This is a genomic window from Pseudomonas sp. S2_H01, assembly GCF_054668305.1.
The window spans coordinates 933,336-949,880 of the sequence record NZ_CP162756.1; the positions used below are offsets into that span (position 1 = coordinate 933,336).

Consider the following 16,545-nt stretch of genomic DNA (forward strand, 5'->3'; position numbering starts at 1 on the left):
CGTATCACCACCGTACAATGCCAGGTCATTTCCCAGTCACAGCAACCGACAACGGCCGACCATGCGTACCAGTCAATATTTGCTCGCCACACAGAAAGAAACGCCAAACGATGCGGTCGTGATCAGCCATCAGCTGATGCTTCGCGCCGGCATGATTCGCAAACTCGCTTCCGGTCTTTACACCTGGCTGCCGATGGGCCTGCGTGTGCTGCGCAAGGTCGAAGCCGTCGTTCGTGAAGAAATGGACGCTGCAGGTGCACTGGAAGTATTGATGCCCGGTATTCAGCCTGCGGAACTGTGGCAGGAATCCGGTCGCTGGGAGCAGTACGGCCCTGAGCTGTTGCGCCTGAAGGACCGTCACGACCGTGATTTCTGCGCCGGCCCGACCCACGAGGAAGTGATCACCGACCTGGCTCGCAACGAACTGAGCAGCTATAAACAGCTGCCGATCAACATGTACCAGATCCAAACCAAGTTCCGTGACGAAATCCGCCCACGCTTCGGTTTGATGCGCGGCCGTGAATTCATCATGAAGGACGCCTACTCCTTTCATGCGACTCAGGACTCCCTTCAGGAAACCTACGACCGCATGCATCAGGCGTACTGCAATGTCTTTACTCGCCTGGGCCTGAACTTCCGCCCTGTGGTGGCAGACAACGGTTCGATCGGTGGCGCGGGCTCCCACGAGTTCCACGTACTCGCCGAATCCGGTGAAGACGATATCGTGTTCAGCGATACCTCCGACTACGCCGCCAACATCGAGAAAGCCGAGGCCGTCCCACGCGAGAAATCCCGTGGTGCCGCGACCGAAGCGTTGCGCCTGGTCGACACCCCGAACGCGAAAACCATCGCCGCACTGGTCGAGCAGTTTGGTCTGCCGATCGAAAAAACGGTCAAAACGCTGGTGGTTCATGCCGCTGAAGAAGGCAAGCTGATCGCGTTGATCATTCGTGGCGACCACGAGCTCAACGAGATCAAGGCGTCCAACCACCCGCTGGTTGCAAGCCCGTTGGTCATGGCCAGCGAAGCCGAACTGCGTGCCGCCATCGGTGCAGGCGCCGGTTCCCTTGGGCCGCTGAACCTGCCATTGCCTTGCATCATCGACCGTTCGGTCGAACTGATGAGCGATTTCGGCATTGGCGCCAACATCGACGACAAGCACTATTTCGGCGTGAACTGGGAGCGAGATCTGCCGGTTCCGGAAGTTGCCGACCTGCGTAACGTCGTCAAAGGTGACCCAAGCCCGGATGGCAAAGGCACCGTGATCATCAAGCGCGGCATCGAAGTGGGTCACATCTTCCAGCTGGGCACCAAGTACAGCGACGCGATGAAGTGTCAGGTCCTGGGCGAGAACGGCAAACCGGTAACACTGACCATGGGCTGCTACGGCATCGGCGTTTCCCGCGTGGTGGCTGCTGCCATCGAGCAGAACAATGACGAGAACGGCATCATCTGGAGCGACGCACTGGCACCGTTCCAGATCGCGCTGGTTCCCCTGCGCTATGAAACAGAAGCCGTTCGTGAAGCCACCGACAAACTCTACGCGGAACTGACCGCTGCGGGTTTCGAGGTATTGCTGGATGACCGTGACAAGAAAACCAGCCCCGGCATCAAGTTCGCGGACATGGAGCTGATCGGCATTCCGCACCGTATCGTGGTCAGCGACCGCGGTCTGGCCGAAGGCAATCTGGAGTACAAGAGCCGCACCGAGGCTGAAGCTCAGGCCTTGCCGGTGGCCGACGTACTGTCCTTCATCAAGGACCGGATCAAGCGCTGAGTCAATGGCGCGCCCGCTTCAAGCGGGCGCGCTTTTACCTGTTTTGTCCAGGCAAGTCCGCCTGCAACAAGAGATCTCATGTTTAAGCGAAGTTCCTCAAGCCTCGCAGGCGCCGCATTGTGCGGCAGTCTGCTCGTCAGCGGTTGCGCCAACCATCTGTCTCAACGCAGCGAACACGAAGAACGCATCGAGCGCAAACTGCTCGACCACAGCTTTCAAATCGACGTCGGCGAGCCCAAGACCCTTGAGCTGCCGCAACGCCGTGTCCGTATTCACGAGCTGAAAACCTTTGACATCACCGAGTACGATGTCACTCGTCATTACGACCGTTACACCCCCTACCAACCCTGGCGCGAAATCTACGAGATCCCGCTCGGGGCCGTCGCAATCGTCGCAGGGGTCGGCGCGAATGTGGTCAACGTGCTGACCTTTGGCAGCCTGCCCGACAGCGTGACCAAAGACTGGCTCAACTACGGAGTCGCTGGCATCAACCCGTTCATGAACGTCCCCTCGCATGGACGCGCACAACAGAACCTGGCCGGCATCGACGAAGTCCAGCGCGACCACCGAATCGAACACTCCAGCCTTCCGTGGAGCGAGAGCCCGGTTGAGGTCAGAGCCGGAAAGGACACCGACGAGCTGAACACAGACCGTAACGGCGTTCTGCGCGTCAACTTGCTGGACAGCCCCTTCGCCGAGAAGGACCTGAGCCGTGTGACCCAGCTAAGCCTCAAGGTCGAGGATGAGCAAACCCATGTGCACGCCAGCGCCAGCTTGCCCTTGAGCAAGTCGTTGCGCGGCAAGTTGATCGAAGCACACGACCTGATTTACGACGATCTGGAAGACGATGAAGTGAGCCAGTGGGTGCACCGGGTCAAACGCTTGTCGGAGCTGGGCCTGGAAGAGGAAGCCAGCGAACTCGAACAGTCGCTAATCGAGATGACCCGCAACGATCCTCAATTGCAGCATGAATTCCTGAAGTCTCTGGCGAAAGATGCGGGTCGTCTGGTGGCTGTGCCGGTGGGCAGCGAATAACGTTACGTCAATTGAACAACTGCAGCTGCTCATGGGCGCTGCGCAGATCGTGCAGCCGCACCCCGATGCCGAGCAGTCGCACCGGCTTGTCACCGCGTGCGAAGGCTTGAGTCAGCAGTTGCTCATAACTTTCAAGATCCTTCCCCGCCCCGGCCTGCTCCAGCGTCGTCTGGGTGAAGTCATGAAACTTCACCTTCACGAAAGGTTTGCCTGGCCGGTAAAGCGTGTCGATGCGGGCGATCCGACCATTCAGGTTCTCCAGCAGCGCGGGTAGCTTTTCCAGGCAACTGGCCAGATCAGGCAAGTCGGTGTCGTAAGTATTCTCGACACTCACCGACTGGCGGCGGCTATCGTTCTGGACTGGCCGCTCATCGATACCGTGCGCCAGGTTCCACAGCCGTTCGCCAAACGACCCGAACTCGCGCACCAGTGACAACCGGGCCCATCCCCGCAGATCCGCACAACTGACGATGCCCAGGCGACCCAGCTTGTCGGCGGTGACCTTGCCCACGCCATGCAGCTTGGAGACAGGAAGGTCAGCCACGAATGCTTCGACTTGATCCGGCGTGATGACGAACAACCCGTTCGGCTTTCGCCAGTCGCTGGCGATCTTGGCCAGAAACTTGTTGGGGGCCACACCTGCGGAAACGGTGATGTGCAGCTGGTTAGACACACGTCGGCGAATGTCTTGAGCGATGCGCGTGGCGCTCCCGGCAAAATGGCTGCATTCAGAAACGTCCAGATAGGCTTCATCCAGCGACAGTGGCTCGATGAGGTCCGTGTAGTCTCGAAAAATGGTGTGAATTTCCTTCGACGCTTCTTTATATGCATCCATGCGCGGCTTCACGATGGTCAGATCCGGGCACAACGTCAGCGCATGCCGCGACGACATCGCTGAACGCACGCCATAGGCGCGCGCCTCGTAATTGCAGGTTGCGATGACGCCACGCCGGTCGGCCGACCCACCGACTGCCAGCGGCTTGCCGGCCAAACGCGGATCGTCACGCATTTCAATGGCAGCGTAAAAGCAGTCACAGTCGATATGGATAATTTTGCGCTGCGGCATAGCGTGTGGTCGTAGGAAAACAGGTTGGGCAGTATCTCACTCAAGTATCGGTCTGACACTCACCACGCCAAATCACTGACGAGAAATGCACCAGCAGCCTCACGGCGAATCCGCTGACAGGCCCGTGTGGCAAGCCTCGGCAAGCCACTTCTATTGAAGGTGGGCGCTAACCAATTGAAGAAAAAGCACTTTTTTCTGTCATTTGCTTGACAGCCCGTCGTTCCTCTGTAGAATGCCGCCTCACAGACGCGGGATGGAGCAGTCTGGTAGCTCGTCGGGCTCATAACCCGAAGGTCGTCGGTTCAAATCCGGCTCCCGCAACCAAACATCAAAAAAGGCTACTCGAAAGAGTGGCCTTTTTTGTGCGCGTCTGCTTTTGCTACCCCTTCACGCCGCCCCAGCCGCTTCATACAACTGAAACATTGCCCGTCGATCATGGCCAGCTGCAAATCAGTGCCTGACGGGATAAAAGCCTTGTCCATCGGTCACTTAAGCGTACCGGCACAACGAATGTGGTTATTTTGTCGATCCTGAGCATTAAAGGTTGACACCTCGTCGTTCGACTGTAGAATGCCGCCTCACAGACGCGGGATGGAGCAGTCTGGTAGCTCGTCGGGCTCATAACCCGAAGGTCGTCGGTTCAAATCCGGCTCCCGCAACCAAACGTCTAAAAAGGCTACTCGAAAGAGTGGCCTTTTTTTTGCCCTGACGAAAAGCTCCCGAACAGCATGACCAAACGCTTGTCACAATTCATTGTCAGTACGGCTCCGCCTTCAATGGCTTGTTACTTTATGTTGCCGGGTGCGACAGTTTTTGTCCCCCCAGCCGATACGCTTGCCAGTAACTGAACCTAGACTGAACGGTCACCAAGACGTATCCGCTGTATTCGCCCGTTAGACGTTGAAGCGCTAACATCCTGAATTATTTTTTGCGTAGGGATTGGTAACTTGGCTGTATACCCCCATCCTGTCGCGCACGATCCAAGGAGTGATTGATGCGCGCCAACCCATCCGACACAAACGAAGCAGTTCCGGAGAATACTCCGGTCCCCCCTGCCCGACTGCGCGTGCGCGAACTGGTGAGCAAGTACCGTCAGCCTATCGGTCTGGCTGTCACTATCCTCCTGTTCGCCCTGGCGTTGATTGCCTGTCGGCACATGCTGACCGAACTCGACATTTACGCCCTGCAGGACTCCCTGCTCAGCGTCCCTTTGCCTTCACTGGGCGGCGCCGTTCTGGCGACCGCCATCGGCTTCACCATCCTGCTGGGTTATGAGTGGTCCGCCAGCCGCTATGCAAACGTTAATTTGCCCGCCAAGTCATTGGTCATGGGCGGCTTCTGCGCGTTTGCCATCGGTAACGCCGTAGGTTTGTCGATGTTGTCCGGCGGATCCGTGCGCTACCGGCTGTATTCCAGACTGGGACTGGGGGCGGGCGAAGTCGCCCACATGACTCTGTTCGCGAGCCTTTCGCTGGGTTGCGCGCTGCCACCACTGGCCGCGCTGGCTACATTGAGTGACCTGCCCGCGGCGTCGCTGGCGCTGCATGTGTCGGTCCCCGTATTGGCGACTGTCGCGGTTGCCGTGTTGGCGATCAGCTTGATTCTGGCCTTCGCGATTTACCGCCGTCGCCTCCCGGAACAGACCATCCCGCACAATCTGCTGGTGCGCGCCGGACGCCGTACACTGCGTCTGCCCGGCCTGCGCCTGACCTTGATGCAACTGGTGATCACCGCGCTGGACGTGGCCGCCGCCGCCGCTGTCCTTTATCTACTGCTTCCTTCTGCCCCGCCGTTCGGCGCGTTCCTGCTGGTGTACCTGTTGGCGCTAGCGGCCGGCGTGCTGAGCCACGTCCCGGGCGGCGTTGGCGTATTCGAAGCCATCCTGCTGACCGCCTTTGCCGATGAACTGGGAGCAGCGCCACTTGCAGCGGCCCTGCTGCTGTATCGCTTGATCTATGTGCTCCTGCCGTTGCTGATTGCGTGCCTGGTGCTGCTGTTCAGCGAAGCCAAACGGTTCCTGTTCGCCCGTCAGGCCATGCGCGTCGCTTCAGGATTGGGGGCGCCGATTCTGGCGCTGCTGGTGTTTCTGTCCGGCGTGGTCCTGCTGTTTTCCGGCGCGACGCCCGAAATCGATACGCGCCTGGAAAGCCTCGGCTTTTTGATCCCTCATCGCCTGATCGATGCCTCGCACTTCGGCGCCAGCTTGATCGGCGTGCTGTGCCTGCTGCTCGCTCAGGGCCTGCGTCGTCGCCTGTCCGCCGCCTGGATGCTGACCACGATTCTGCTGTTCGTCGGCTCCATCCTGTCGATCCTCAAAGGCTTCGACTGGGAAGAAGCCAGCCTGCTGTTGCTGACTGCCTGCCTGTTGGCGATCTTCCGTCGCTCCTTCTATCGGCCGAGCCGGCTGCTGGAACTGCCGTTCTCGCCGCTGTATCTGGTCGCCAGTATCTGCGTGCTGGGCGCCTCGTTCTGGTTGCTGCTGTTCGCTTATCAGGACGTGCCTTACAGCCATCAGCTGTGGTGGCAGTTCACCCTTGATGCCGATGCACCGCGCGGGCTGCGCTCGGCACTGGGCAGCGCGGTGTTGCTGGTCATCGTTTCGCTGACCTGGCTGCTGCGTACCGCACGTCCGCAAATCGATTTGCCGGACGAAGCGCAGCTGGCGAAGGCCGCCGAGATCATCAAGGCCTCCAACCAGCCTGACGGCGGCCTGGTACTGACCGGTGACAAAGCGGTGTTGCTGCACCCCGATGGCAATGCTTTTCTGATGTATGCCCATCGTGGCCGCAGTCTGGTCGCGCTTTACGACCCGATCGGCCCGACCCAACAGCGCGCCGAGTTGATCTGGCAGTTCCGAGACCTGTGTGACGTGCACCACGCCCGCCCCGTGTTCTATCAGGTGCGCGCGGAAAACCTGCCGTTCTACATGGACATCGGCCTGACCGCGATCAAATTGGGTGAAGAGGCGCGCGTCGACCTGCACAAGTTCGACATCGAGGCCAAGGGCAAGGAAATGAAGGACCTGCGCTACACCTGGAACCGGGGTGGTCGCGATGGTCTGTCACTGGAAATCTACGAAGTCGGCCAAGCCCCGATGGATGAGCTGAAAGTGATTTCCGATGCCTGGCTGACCGGTAAGAATGTGCGCGAGAAAGGCTTCTCACTCGGCCGTTTCAGCCTGGATTACCTCAAGCACTTCCGCATCGCCATCGTTCATTTCGAAGGCAAGCCCGTGGCGTTTTCCAACCTGCTGGAAACCTCTCGCCATGATCTGGCCAGCCTTGATCTGATGCGTTCGCACCCGGAAGCACCGAAGCTGACCATGGAATTCATGATGGTCGGCCTGATTCTGCATTACAAAAAGGAAGGCTACGCGCGCTTCAGCCTCGGCATGGTGCCGCTGTCGGGCCTTCAGCCACGGCGCGGTGCCCCACTGACCCAGCGTCTGGGTTCGATGGTGTTCAGCCGTGGCGAGCAGCTCTACAACTTCCAGGGCTTGCGCCGCTTCAAAGACAAATTCCAGCCTGACTGGGAACCTCGTTATATGGCTGTGCCCGCAGGACTCGATCCGCTGGTGGCACTGGCAGATACCGCCGCCCTTATTGCGGGCGGCCTGACTGGATTGGTGAAACGCTGATGATTCAACGCTACTGGCGCTTTTTACTCGCAGCCCTGGTAATTCTGGTGGTGGCATTGGGGTTCTGGCTGTGGAACCGCCCTGCCGCACAACCGACGCTGGAACGCATGACACTGGAGGATGGCTCGGCGCTGATTCGCGCCACGCCATCGACCAAGGTCAAGACACGGGTCGCACTGGCCGTGACCACCGACGATGCGTTGACCGAAAAGCAGGTCCTCGCGCTCAGCTACGACGCCTCGGCTCAGGTCATTCAGGTTGTCCTGCCGAAGGACGACTGCCAACTGCAAGAGAAGACCTTCAGCGCCGCGTTGCAGAAGCTCGATGGCACTCCGGACGTAGTCGCTGGCATCAGTGCTGGCGGTTCGGTGGCGTGGGACTGGCTGGCCGGCCAGAACAATGACAAAGCCAAAGCGATCTCCGTGAACTTTGTCCTCAATCAGCCTGACTGCAAGGTCCCTCCACCCAAAGCCGCTGCCCACGGCAAATGGACCGTGGCCTGGAACGACGGTCCGGACGATGAAACCGCTGTATTCGTGCGTGACACGCCCAACGCCGAGACCAAAATCAGCGACTACGACATCAAGTACCCACAGATTCTGAACACCGAAGTCCGTCATCTGCTGATCGCCGATGACGCCAGCGGCGGCCTGAACATTCCCGTGGTTGAAGTGCCTTCGAGCCAGCCATCGGATACCGTCACCCTGTTCCTGTCCGGCGACGGCGGCTGGCGGGATCTGGACAAGGACGTGGCCGGCGACATGGCGAAGTCGGGCGGCTATCCGGTCGTCGGCATCGACACCCTGCGCTACTACTGGGAGCACAAATCCCCTGAGCAGACCGCAGCGGACCTCACCGAGCTGATGGCCCACTATCGCCAGAAATGGGGCGCCAAGCATTTCGTTCTTGCCGGTTACTCATTCGGCGCCGACGTGCTGCCGGCGATCTACAACCGCTTGCCGGAAGACGACAAAGCCCGTGTCGACGGCATCATCCTCCTCGCCTTCGCGCGCAGCGGCAGCTTCGAAATCGCTGTCGAAGGCTGGCTCGGCGCGTCGGGCAAGGAAGCGGCTACCGGTCCGGAAATGGCCAAGCTGCCGGGTGACAAGGTGTTCTGCGTCTATGGCGTGGAAGAGAAGGATGAGAGCGGCTGCACCGAAGCGACCGCCCCTGGCCAGAAACTGCAGTTGCCGGGTGGCCATCACTTCGATGAGGACTACCCGGCGCTGGCCAAGCGCCTGATTGCTGTCATCGACAAATGGAAAGGCAAGGAAGCGCCCGAGTCGGCCGGCGCCGAGTAAATCCGGAGCATAAAAAATCCCCGCACTCTCACGACTGCGGGGATTTTTTTGGCTCCAAACACGCCAACTGTAGGTGCTGCCGGCGGTTACGACGGTGACGAATGCGGTCTGTCCGTTAACGCGTATGTCGACTGACACACCGCATCGCGAGCACGCAAGCTCGCGCCTGCAAACAGGCGCAGCCGCGGTAACTACATCTCCACTTGCGTCCCCAGCTCGATCACCCGGTTGTAAGGCAGCTTGAAGAAGCGCAGGTTGCCGTTCGCATTCTTCAACATGAAAGCAAACAGCCCTTCACGCCAGCGGGCCATGCCCTTCAGTTTGGTGGACACCACGGTTTCACGGCTGAGGAAGTACGTGGTCCGCATCGGGCTGAAATCCAGGTCAGGCAAATGGCACAGTTTCAGCGCCGCCGGCACGTCCGGCTCGTCGATGAAACCGAAGTGCAGGATGACCCGGAAGAAGCCCTCCCCGTACGCCTCGACTTCAAAGCGCTGGGAAGCAGGCACCCGTGGCGCGTCCTCATAAACCACCGTCAGCAACACCACCTGCTCATGCAGCACCTGATTGTGCAGCAGGTTGTGCAACAGGGCGTGCGGCACTGCATCCGGACGGGCAGTCAGAAACACCGCCGTCCCCTGAACGCGATGCGGCGGCTGAACGCGGATACTGCTGATAAAGATCGGCAACGGCAGGCCGCCTTCGTCTATACGGTCCACCAGCAGTTGCTTGCCGCGCTTCCAGGTGGTCATCAAGATGAACAGCGCGATGCCGGCCAGGAACGGGAAAGCGCCGCCCTGAAAGATTTTCGGCACGTTGGCCGCGAAGAACATACCGTCTACAAACAGACAGCCCGCCAGGATAGGCACTGCAATCCAGGGCGACCACTTCCATGCCAACAGCATCACGGACGCAACGAGAATGGTGGTGCAGAGCATCGTGCCCGTCACCGCGACGCCGTATGCCGAGGCCAGTGCGCCAGAAGATTCGAAGCCCAGCACCAGCAGAATCACACCCACCATCAGCGCCCAGTTCACGGCACCGATATAGATCTGCCCTTGTGCGTCACTCGAGGTGTGCTGGATGTACATGCGCGGGATGTAACCCAGTTGAATCGCCTGCAGCGTCATCGAGAACGCGCCGGAGATCACGGCTTGCGACGCAATAATGGTTGCCAGCGTGGACAGGCCGATCAGTGGCAGCAGCGCCCAGCTCGGCGCCAACAGGTAGAACGGGTTACGCACGGCTTCAGGGTCCTGGATGACCAGCGCGCCCTGACCGAAATAGTTGAGCATCAGCGCGGGCAGTACCAGACCGAACCAGGCGCGTGAAATCGGCTTGCGACCGAAGTGGCCCATGTCCGCGTAAAGGGCTTCGGCACCGGTCAGCGCCAGCACCACCGCGCCGAGCACGGCCACGCCAATACCGGGATGGTCGATAAAGAAGCGCACAGCCCAGACCGGATTGACCGCGTGGAGCACTTCCGGCTGACGCGCGATGCCGAAAATGCCGAGCGCGCCGAGGGTCACGAACCACAGCACCATGATCGGACCGAACATCACGCCGATCCGCGCGGTGCCGTGCCGCTGAATCAGGAACAAGGCCACCAGCACGATCAGCGCGATCGGCACGACCCAGTGATCGAGGCCGTCGAACGCCAGCTCCATCCCCTCGATCGCCGACAGCACCGAGATCGCCGGGGTGATCATGCTGTCGCCGTAGAACAGCGCCGCACCGAACAGACCAAACACAATCATGGTGGCCTGCAGTTTCGGGAACCTGGCCGATGCCCGGCGGGCCAGCGCCGTGAGCGCCATGATGCCGCCTTCGCCGTCGTTATCGGCGCGCAGCACCAAGGCCATGTACTTGAACGACACCACCCACACCAACGACCAGAAGATCAGCGACAGGATACCCAGCACAGCATCGTGACCGGCCTGCACGCCATAACCACCGACGAATACCTCCTTGATCGTGTACAGCGGGCTGGTGCCGATGTCCCCGTACGCCACCCCTACCGCGCCTACCAGCAGACTCAGTGGTTTCGCCGTTTGATGTCCGGCCTCGGCCTGACTAGTTGCGTGACCCATTTACCACTCCTGAAACCATGACTCGAGCACAACGGTGCGGTGCTGTCCCATGGACCTGACTCACACCGGTAAATTCCGATGAGCCCGGTAGACACCGCCGCCGGGCTCAAGGCGCGAAGCATAGCGCAGCACTCGTCGTAATTCTCGGTATAACACTGGTCAATCGTTCGACTGATCGCTAGAATTGCGCACTTTTTGATCAGAGGCGCACCCAGCGCCCAATCAATGCCTCGGTCAATCGCCCAGGCATACCTACGCCGAGGTTAGTCAATGTCCACCGTCACCACGTCTGCCGCCCCCAAGGTCGGCTTTGTCAGCCTCGGTTGCCCGAAGGCCCTGGTCGATTCCGAGCGCATCCTCACTCAGTTGCGCATGGAAGGCTATGAGGTCGTGCCGACCTACCAGGACGCCGACGTGGTCGTGGTCAATACCTGCGGTTTCATCGACAGCGCCAAGGCCGAATCCCTGGACACCATCGGTGAAGCGATCGCCGAAAACGGCAAGGTGATCGTCACCGGGTGCATGGGCGTGGACGAAAGCGTCATTCGCAACGTCCACCCAAGCGTGCTGGCCGTAACCGGTCCGCAGCAGTACGAGCAAGTAGTCAACGCCGTCCACGACGCCGCGCCGCCGAAACTCGATCACAACCCGCTGATCGATCTGGTGCCACCACAAGGCATCAAGCTGACCCCGCGCCACTATGCCTACCTGAAGATTTCCGAAGGCTGCAACCACAGCTGCAGCTTCTGCATCATCCCGTCCATGCGCGGCAAGCTGGTCAGCCGTCCGGTCGGCGACGTGCTCGACGAAGCCCAGCGCTTGGTCAAGGCCGGCGTCAAGGAACTGCTGGTCATCTCCCAGGACACTAGCGCCTACGGCGTCGACGTCAAATACCGCACCGGCTTCTGGAACGGCCAACCGGTCAAGACCCGTATGACCGAACTCTGCGTGGCCCTCGGCTCGCTGGGCGTCTGGGTCCGCATGCACTATGTCTACCCGTACCCGCACGTCGACGAAATCATCCCGTTGATGGCCGAGGGCAAGATCCTGCCCTACCTGGACATCCCGTTCCAGCACGCGAGCCCCAAGATCCTCAAGCTGATGAAACGCCCGGCCTTTGAAGACAAGACCCTGGCGCGCATCAAAAAATGGCGCGAGCAGTGCCCGGACCTGATCATCCGTTCGACGTTCATCGTCGGCTTCCCGGGCGAAACCGAGGAAGACTTCCAGTACCTGCTGGACTGGCTGACCGAAGCGCAGCTTGATCGCGTGGGTTGCTTCCAGTACTCGCCAGTCGAAGGCGCACCCGCCAACCTGCTGGACGCGCCGATCGTGCCGGACGATGTGAAGCAGGACCGTTGGGACCGCTTCATGGCCCACCAGCAGGCCATCAGCGCCGCACGCCTGCAGATGAAGATCGGCAAGGAAATCGAAGTGCTGATCGACGAAGTTGACGAGCAAGGCTTCGTGGGCCGCTCCTTCTTCGATGCGCCGGAAATCGACGGCAACGTCTTTGTCGAGAGCGATCGTGATTTGAAGCCAGGCGACAAGGTCATGTGCCGCGTGGTTGACGCAGACGAATATGACCTGTGGGCCGAACCGGTCTAAGCGCCGATCCGGTCAAGCTTCATGACAACCCCGCCCTTCAAACGGCGGGGTTTGTTTTTTCTGGCTATCGTCTCCACATCAGGACAACGACAGAACAGGAGAAGAGGCAACATGACCCACCACTCGGTCATTTACCTGCCCAAGCAGCACGATTACGCCGAACTGACCCGCGTGTGGGAGGCCTCGGTTCGCGCCACCCATGACTTCCTGCCGGAAAACTACATCACCCTGCTCAGGAACCTGCTGGAGACGCAGTACCTGGACTCGGTGAACCTGTTCTGCACCCGTGACTCGCACCTGAACATTACCGGTTTCGGCGGAACGACCCCCGGCAAACTGGAGATGCTGTTCGTCGCACCGGATTATCGCGGCCTGGGGCTGGGCAAGAAGCTGCTGGACTATGCCATCGAGCACTACAGGGTGACCGAACTCGACGTGAACGAGCAGAACCCGCAAGCCTTGGGGTTCTATGAGAAGCAGGGGTTCGAGCAGGTGGGCCGCTCTGAGGTGGACGGCCTGGGACGCCCGTATCCGATGTTGCGGATGCGCCTGAAACCAAAACTTGAACGTGACGCGTGATTCTGTAGGAGCTGGCTGGCTGGCGAACGCGTTGAATCAGACACGTTGATGGTTGGCTGATCTACAGCATTCGCCAGCAAGCCGGCTCCTACACTACAGGGTTGTTCATGCAGCGTGTCAGGCGCAAATCAGCGACTCGCTCAGCGCTTCAAGCTCTCCAGCAGCACTTTATTGAACTGCTGCGGGTCCTGAATCTGTGGCGCGTGCCCCAACCCTGCGAACTCGATCAGCGTCGCCTGCGCAATCCGCTTGGCGACCGCCTTGCCCAACTCGGGATAGTTGCCCAGCGTCTTGCGCAGGGCTTGCGGCGCGGCGTCCTTGGCGATGGCGGTGTTGTCCTTCTGGCCGATGAACAACACCGTCGGCATCTTCAGCTTTTCAAAGTCGTAGAAGACCGGCTGATTGAAGATCATCCCGTAGGTCTTCGCCGACGCCCGGGCGACCTCTTCCTTGCCCTTGCCGTTGAACATGCCGGCCTGCATGTCGACCCAATGATCGAACTCCGGCCGCCATTCGTTGGCGTAATAGGTCGATTGCTGATACTTGCGAATGCTTTCGGCACTGGTTTTCAGTTCACGGGCGTACCAATCGTCGAAACTTCGATCGGGCACGCCTTTGGCTTTCCAGTCTTCAAGGCCGATCGGGTTGACCAGCAGCAACTGATCCACCTGATCCGGGTACATCAAGGCAAAACGCGTCGCCAGCATGCCGCCCATGGAGTGTCCGACCACAGTCACATGATCGATGCCCAAGTGAGTCAACAGTGCCTTCGTATTCTGCGCCAGTTGCTCGAACGAGTAGGTGTAGTCAGCGGGTTTGCTGGAACGACAAAAGCCGATCTGATCCGGCGCCACCACACGATAGCCCGCAGCCGTCAGCGCTTTAATGCTGCCCTCCCAGGTCGCGCCACAAAAGTTTTTGCCATGCAGCATCACCACACTCCTGCCATTGGGCGTGCCGGTGGGTTTGATGTCCATGTACCCCATCTGCACCTGCGCACCCTGCGACTCGAAGCTGAAATTCTGCGCCGCGAACGGGTATTGAAACCCTTCCAGTTGCGGGCCATAGGAAGGCGTCTGCGCCGCCAGCAAAGGCAAGCTGATGCCCATCAGCAGCGCGGGTAACCATTTGGTCATGAAAAAGCTCCATATGAAGTGGGAATCAAGAGCAGACCAACGCTACTCCCGGAAAAATCCTTCAGATGGAGTCTCATTCAAGAAGCATTTTCAATGTTGCCGCGATTAACGGTGCTTGCACGGGTACAATAGGCGCCTTTCCCTTCTGTTACGGCTTTTCTCATGACTGACCCCATTCGCCTTTCCAAACGCCTTATCGAGCAGGTCGGCTGCTCGCGCCGCGAAGCCGAGCTGTTCATCGAAGGCGGCTGGGTCACGGTGGACGGCGTTGTCGTCGACGAGCCGCAATTCAAGGTCGAGAACCAGACCGTCGTTCTCAGCCCCGATGCCAAGGCCGTCACCCCTGAAGCCGTGACCATCCTGTTCAACGTCCCCGTCGGCATGAGCCCTGAAAAAGCCCTGTCACTGATTACGCCCGAGTCGTTGTCGGCCGAGCACAGCTTCAGCAAGCGTCCGCTCAAGGGTCATTTCCTGCGCCTGGAAGCCATCTCGACGTTGCAGGCCAATGCCAGCGGCCTGATGGTGTTCAGCCAGGACTGGAAAATCCTGCGCAAGCTGACCGACGACCGCAGCAAGATCGAACAGGAGTACGTGGTCGAGATCGATGGCGAGATGGTTGCTCACGGCCTCAACCGCCTGAACCACGGCCTGATGTACAAGGGCAAGGAACTGCCCAAGGTCAAGGCCAGCTGGCAGAACGAAACCCGCCTGCGCTTCGCCATGAAGAACCCCCAGCCCGGTGTCATCGCGCAACTGTGCGAAGCGGTTGGCTTGAAAGTCGTGTCGATCCGGCGGATCCGCGTCGGCGGCGTCTCGATCGGCAAGGTGCCGGAAGGCCAATGGCGCTACATGACCGATAAAGAAAAGTTCTAACCCGCATTTCCAGCGCAACGCGGCACCCGCGCGCGCTCACACCCGATTGATCAGGACTCACGCATCATGATGAACAACGATGTACTGCGTAGCATTCGCTACATGCTCGATATCAGCGACGCCAAGGTGGTGGATATCATCAAGCTGGGCGGCTTCGACGTGACCAAGGCCCAGATCATGGCCTACATGAAGAAAGACGAAGAAGAGGGTTTCGAGCCTTGCAGCGACGAAGTCATGGCCTACTTTCTCGACGGCCTGGTTTTCTTCAAGCGCGGCAAGGATGAAACCCGCCCTCCGTTGCCGATCGAACTGCCGATGACCAACAACATCGTCCTGAAAAAGCTGCGCGTCGCTTTCGAACTGAAGGAAGACGACATGCACGCGATCCTCAAGGCCGCCGAATTTCCCGTCTCCAAGCCTGAGCTGAGCGCCCTGTTTCGCAAAGCCGGGCACAACAACTACCGCCCATGCGGCGATCAGCTGCTGCGCAATTTCCTGCGCGGGCTGACGTTGCGCGTACGCGGCTGAAGGCTGTCGATGACCCAATGAACCCGAGTTACAGCGTCTCTCCCATCGGTTTCGTGCGCTCTTGCTTCAGGGAGAAGTTCGCCATCCCGCGCCAGCCACAACTGGCACCGGCCGCCCGTGGCGTACTTGAACTGGTGGCGCCGTTTGATCAGGGTGAGGCCGTACAGGGGCTGGAACAGGTCAGCCATGTCTGGCTGCTGTTTGTGTTCCATCAAGCGCTGGAGGACAAACCCCGACTGAAAGTGCGCCCTCCTCGTCTTGGGGGTAATCAGTCGATGGGCGTGTTCGCCACCCGTGCTACCCACCGGCCGAACGGCATCGGGCAATCGGTGGTGAAGCTGGAGAAGGTCGAAGCCGGACGATTGTGGCTGTCAGGCATCGACCTGCTGGACGGCACACCGGTGCTGGACGTCAAACCTTACGTGCCCTATGCCGATGTTGTTACCGGTGCGAGCAACCGCATGGCTGATGCCGCCCCGGCGCTGATTCCCGTGCAATGGAACGATGCAGCGCTCGTGCAGGCGCGTGAACATGCCCTGCGCCTCGATGAGCCACTGGTGGAGCTGATCGATCAGTGCCTGGCCCAAGACCCACGGCCGGCGTATCAGGTGCCAGCGCCAGAGCGTGTGTATGGCGCGCAATTCTGGGACCTGGACGTGCGCTGGCATTATCCGCAAGCCGGCCTGATTCGGGTGCTGGAAATCGTCCCTGCCTGTTGAACCCTGCTCGCCACTCAGCGATCGCCCACAAAAAAACCGCCTGGTCCGTGACCTCCAGGCGGTTTTTTTGTCAGGCACTAAACCTCTAGCGCCCGCACTGACTTCTTCGCGAGGAAACTCGCTCCCACAGAGGACTCCAGACGAAGCCCCGATATTCAGCCAGCTGCAAAACCCTGTGGGACCGAGCGTGCTCGGG

General features: G+C 59.9%; 12 protein-coding genes and 2 tRNA genes. 11 read left to right on the forward strand and 3 right to left on the reverse strand.

What is annotated here, in order from left to right; all coding sequences use genetic code 11:
• Positions 1-61 precede the first annotated feature (61 nt).
• Together AB4N84_RS04190 and AB4N84_RS04195 are read left to right on the forward strand one after the other, a co-directional pair.
• Complete coding sequence (locus AB4N84_RS04190; RefSeq protein WP_460045351.1) at positions 62-1,777, forward strand: proline--tRNA ligase; 1,716 nt, start codon at positions 62-64, stop codon at positions 1,775-1,777.
• A gap of 78 nt (positions 1,778-1,855) precedes the next feature.
• Positions 1,856-2,812 (forward strand): hypothetical protein, encoded by a 957-nt coding sequence (locus tag AB4N84_RS04195; protein WP_460045352.1) that lies wholly within the window; start codon positions 1,856-1,858, stop codon positions 2,810-2,812.
• A 7-nt stretch (positions 2,813-2,819) separates the two neighbouring features.
• On the opposite strand, the gene dinB is transcribed toward AB4N84_RS04195, so the two are convergent.
• Complete coding sequence (gene dinB, locus AB4N84_RS04200) at positions 2,820-3,878, reverse strand: DNA polymerase IV (protein ID WP_074752683.1); 1,059 nt, start codon at positions 3,876-3,878, stop codon at positions 2,820-2,822.
• A gap of 247 nt (positions 3,879-4,125) precedes the next feature.
• Here dinB and AB4N84_RS04205 point away from each other — a divergent pair.
• The 4 genes from AB4N84_RS04205 to AB4N84_RS04220 all read left to right on the forward strand — a co-directional run bounded on the left by AB4N84_RS04205 (position 4,126) and on the right by AB4N84_RS04220 (position 8,816).
• Positions 4,126-4,202, forward strand: a tRNA-Met gene (locus AB4N84_RS04205).
• Positions 4,203-4,463: 261 nt separating this feature from the next.
• Positions 4,464-4,540 (forward strand) — tRNA-Met (locus tag AB4N84_RS04210).
• A gap of 332 nt (positions 4,541-4,872) precedes the next feature.
• On the forward strand, positions 4,873-7,515 hold the full coding sequence (gene mprF / locus AB4N84_RS04215) for a bifunctional lysylphosphatidylglycerol flippase/synthetase MprF (protein WP_074752684.1): 2,643 nt from the start codon (positions 4,873-4,875) through the stop codon (positions 7,513-7,515).
• The gene (locus tag AB4N84_RS04220) at positions 7,515-8,816 is read left to right on the forward strand and encodes a virulence factor family protein (protein ID WP_460045353.1); all 1,302 of its coding nucleotides are present in this window, start codon (positions 7,515-7,517) and stop codon (positions 8,814-8,816) included. Before mprF ends, AB4N84_RS04220 begins: the two co-directional genes overlap by 1 nt.
• A 191-nt stretch (positions 8,817-9,007) precedes the next feature.
• On the opposite strand, the gene AB4N84_RS04225 is transcribed toward AB4N84_RS04220, so the two are convergent.
• Entirely contained in the window at positions 9,008-10,906 is a 1,899-nt protein-coding gene (locus AB4N84_RS04225; protein ID WP_074752686.1) for a potassium transporter Kup, read from the reverse strand.
• Positions 10,907-11,176: 270 nt separating this feature from the next.
• Between AB4N84_RS04225 and rimO the strand changes: the two genes are divergently transcribed.
• The gene (gene rimO / locus AB4N84_RS04230) at positions 11,177-12,514 is read left to right on the forward strand and encodes a 30S ribosomal protein S12 methylthiotransferase RimO (RefSeq protein WP_074752687.1); all 1,338 of its coding nucleotides are present in this window, start codon (positions 11,177-11,179) and stop codon (positions 12,512-12,514) included.
• 111 nt (positions 12,515-12,625) lie between these two features.
• Entirely contained in the window at positions 12,626-13,093 is a 468-nt protein-coding gene (locus AB4N84_RS04235) for a GNAT family N-acetyltransferase (RefSeq protein ID WP_460045354.1), read from the forward strand.
• A 140-nt stretch (positions 13,094-13,233) separates the two neighbouring features.
• Here the strand turns inward: AB4N84_RS04235 and AB4N84_RS04240 are convergent, their stop codons facing one another.
• Positions 13,234-14,229, reverse strand: coding sequence for an alpha/beta fold hydrolase (locus AB4N84_RS04240; protein WP_074752689.1), 996 nt, complete (start codon positions 14,227-14,229; stop codon positions 13,234-13,236).
• A 162-nt stretch (positions 14,230-14,391) separates the two neighbouring features.
• On the opposite strand from AB4N84_RS04240, the gene AB4N84_RS04245 reads away from it, so the two are divergent.
• The 3 genes from AB4N84_RS04245 to tsaA all read left to right on the forward strand — a co-directional run bounded on the left by AB4N84_RS04245 (position 14,392) and on the right by tsaA (position 16,349).
• Positions 14,392-15,102, forward strand: coding sequence for an rRNA pseudouridine synthase (locus AB4N84_RS04245; protein WP_460045355.1), 711 nt, complete (start codon positions 14,392-14,394; stop codon positions 15,100-15,102).
• Positions 15,103-15,168: 66 nt separating this feature from the next.
• Positions 15,169-15,630, forward strand: coding sequence for a YehS family protein (locus AB4N84_RS04250; protein WP_074752691.1), 462 nt, complete (start codon positions 15,169-15,171; stop codon positions 15,628-15,630).
• A 17-nt stretch (positions 15,631-15,647) separates the two neighbouring features.
• The gene (gene tsaA / locus AB4N84_RS04255; protein ID WP_460045356.1) at positions 15,648-16,349 is read left to right on the forward strand and encodes a tRNA (N6-threonylcarbamoyladenosine(37)-N6)-methyltransferase TrmO; all 702 of its coding nucleotides are present in this window, start codon (positions 15,648-15,650) and stop codon (positions 16,347-16,349) included.
• Positions 16,350-16,545: the final 196 nt, after the last annotated feature.